Raw genomic sequence first — 3065 nt, 5'->3', positions numbered from 1 at the left:
GTCGGGGTGGTCCAGCCGCGTCCACGGGTACTTCAGCAGCGCCGCCCGCACCGCCGCCGTGAGGTCCAGGCCGGTGGTCGCCGCGCCGCGGATCTCGGTGCTGGTGACGATCCGGTACGACTGGGCGTTGCCCTCGAACCCGTCGGTCAGCCCGAGCCGCTGGCGGGCCAGCCGGTCCAGCACCCGCTCCCCCAGGTGCCCGAACGGCGGGTGGCCGAGGTCGTGCGCGAGCGCGGCGGCCTCCACCACGTCCGGGTCGCAGCCGCCCAGCTTCTCCAGCAGGTCGCGGTGCGCCTCGTCGGCGGTGAGCCGCTCGGCGATGGCGCGCGCCACCTGCGCCACCTTGAGGCTGTGGGTCAGCCGGTTGTGCACGAGCAGGCCGGAGCCGCCGGGGCTGACCACCTGGGTCACGCCGTTGAGCCGGGCGAAGAACGGCGAGGCGACGATGCGGTCGCGGTCGGCCCGGAACGGGCTGGCGGCGAGGTCGCCGAGCGCCCGGGCGCTGCCGCCGAAGAGCCGCCGGGCGCGCGGGTCCACGGGCTGTTCCATGATCGCCACGCTAGCGCAGCGGGCGGCGACGGCCGTCGGTGCGGGCCGGCACAATGCAGGGCGGAACCCACACCGAAGGCGGATCGAGATCGTGACCCTCTCTGTTCATCAGCGGATCGCCGAGGAAATCGGCGTCGCCGAGCGTCAGGTACGGGCGGCCGTGGAGCTGCTCGACGGCGGTGCGACCGTGCCGTTCATCGCCCGCTACCGCAAGGAGGCCACCGGCCTGCTCGACGACACCCAGCTGCGCACCCTGGAGGAGCGGCTGCGCTACCTGCGCGAGCTGGACGAGCGGCGCGCGGCGGTGCTGGAGTCGATCCGTGGTCAGGGCAAGCTCGACGAGGCCCTGGAAGCGCAGATCATGGCGGCCGACTCGAAGTCCCGCCTGGAGGACATCTACCTGCCGTACAAGCCCAAGCGCCGCACGCGGGCGCAGATCGCCCGCGAGGCCGGGCTGGAGCCGCTCGCCGAGTCGCTGCTGGCCGACCCGGGCCAGGACCCACGCCAGACCGCCGCCGGCTTCGTGGACGCGGAGAAGGGCGTGGCCGATGCCGCCGCCGCCCTGGAGGGCGCCCGCGCGATCCTCATCGAGCGTTTCGCCGAGGACGCCGACCTGATCGGCACGCTGCGCGAGCAGATGTGGTCGCGGGGCCGGCTGGCCTCCCGGGTACGCGACGGGCAGGAGTCGGCCGGCGCGAAGTTCGCCGACTACTTCGACTTCGCCGAGCCGTACCCGAAGCTGCCCTCGCACCGGATCCTGGCCATGTTCCGGGGCGAGAAGGAGGGCGTGCTCGACCTGACCATGGAGTCCGAGGAGGCCGGCGAGGCCGACGCGGTGGTCACCGGGCCGAGCCGCTACGAGGCGGCGATCGCCGGGCGGTTCGGCATCACCGACAAGGGCCGGCCGGCGGACCGGTGGCTGGCCGACACGGTGCGCTGGGCCTGGCGTACGCGGATCCTCATCCACCTCGGGGCGGACCTGCGGATGCGCCTGTGGCAGGCGGCCGAGGAGGAGGCGGTGCGGGTCTTCGCGACCAACCTGCGGGACCTGCTGCTCGCCGCGCCGGCCGGCACCCGGCCCACGATGGGGCTGGACCCGGGCCTGCGCACCGGCGTGAAGGTCGCCGTCGTGGACGCGACCGGCAAGGTGGTGGCCACCGACACGATCTACCCGCACGAGCCGCGCCGGCAGTGGGACGCCTCGATCGAGACCCTCGCCCGGCTGGCCGGGGCGCACGGCGTCGAGCTGGTCGCCATCGGCAACGGCACCGCCAGCCGGGAGACCGACAAGCTCGCCGGCGAGCTGATCAAGCGGTACCCGCAGCTCAACCTCACCAAGGTGGTGGTCTCCGAGGCCGGCGCGTCGGTCTACTCCGCCTCCGCGTACGCCTCGCAGGAGCTGCCCGGGCTGGACGTCTCGCTGCGCGGCGCGGTCTCCATCGCCCGCCGCCTGCAGGATCCGCTCGCCGAGCTGGTCAAGATCGACCCGCGCTCGATCGGGGTCGGCCAGTACCAGCACGACCTGTCGGAGGTGAAGCTCTCCCGGTCGCTGGACGCGGTGGTCGAGGACTGCGTCAACGCGGTCGGCGTCGACGTCAACACCGCCTCCGCGCCGCTGCTGACCCGGGTCTCGGGCATCGGCGCCGGGCTGGCGGAGAACATCGTGCTGCACCGCGACGCGAACGGTCCGTTCCGCACCCGGTCGGAGCTGAAGAAGGTCGCCCGGCTCGGCCCGAAGGCCTTCGAGCAGTGTGCCGGCTTCCTGCGCATCCCCGGCGGCGACGACCCGCTGGACTCCTCCAGCGTGCACCCCGAGGCGTACCCGGTGGTCCGCCGGATCCTGTCCACCACGGGCCAGGACCTGCGGTCGCTGATCGGCCGGAGCGCCATCCTGCGGGGGCTGCGGGCCACCGACTTCGTCGACGACACCTTCGGCCTGCCCACCGTCACCGACATCCTCGCCGAGTTGGAGAAGCCGGGCCGCGACCCGCGGCCGGAGTTCCGCACCGCCACCTTCGTCGAGGGGGTGGAGAAGATCAGCGACCTGGTGCCCGGCATGGTGCTGGAGGGCGTGGTGACCAACGTGGCCGCGTTCGGCGCGTTCGTGGACGTCGGCGTGCACCAGGACGGGCTGGTGCACGTCTCGGCCATGTCCCGGACGTTCGTGAAGGACCCGCGCGAGGTGGTCAAGTCGGGCGACGTCGTACGGGTCAAGGTGCTCGACGTCGACGTGCCCCGCAAGCGGATCTCGCTCACCCTCCGGTTGGAGGACGACGCGGAGGCGGGCGCCGGGCGCGGCGGCCCGGACGGCGGGCGCCGCGAACGTGGCGGGCAGGGCGGACCGCGCGGCGACCGGGGCGCCTCGCGGGGCGGCCAGGTCGCCCAGGCGGGTCAGGGCGGCCAGCCCGGCCAGGGCGGTGGACGCGGTGACCGGGGTGCCCAAGGCGCCCAGGGCGGCGGACGCGGCGGCCAGTCCGGTGGTGGTCAGGGCGGCGGCGGGCGCGGCGGTCAGGGCG

The 3065-nt window shown here is 74.3% G+C and carries 2 protein-coding genes; one reads left to right on the top strand and one right to left on the bottom strand.

Features of this window, described 5'->3' with window-relative positions:
* On the bottom strand, nt 1–549 hold a 549-nt coding region (gene dgt / locus F6X68_RS31910; RefSeq protein WP_151457722.1), incomplete at its 3' end, for a dGTP triphosphohydrolase.
* Nucleotides 550–640: 91 nt separating this feature from the next.
* On the opposite strand from dgt, the gene F6X68_RS31905 reads away from it, so the two are divergent.
* Nucleotides 641–3065: Tex family protein (locus F6X68_RS31905; RefSeq protein WP_151457721.1), on the top strand; the 2425-nt coding region annotated here is incomplete at its 3' end.

Origin of the sequence: Micromonospora sp. AMSO12t (assembly GCF_008806585.1) — a bacterium.
In the GTDB taxonomy this organism is placed as follows: Bacteria; Actinomycetota; Actinomycetes; order Mycobacteriales; family Micromonosporaceae; genus Micromonospora; species Micromonospora reichwaldensis.
Note: the sequence above shows the minus strand (reverse complement) of the source record. Positions and strands in the feature narration are given on the sequence as shown.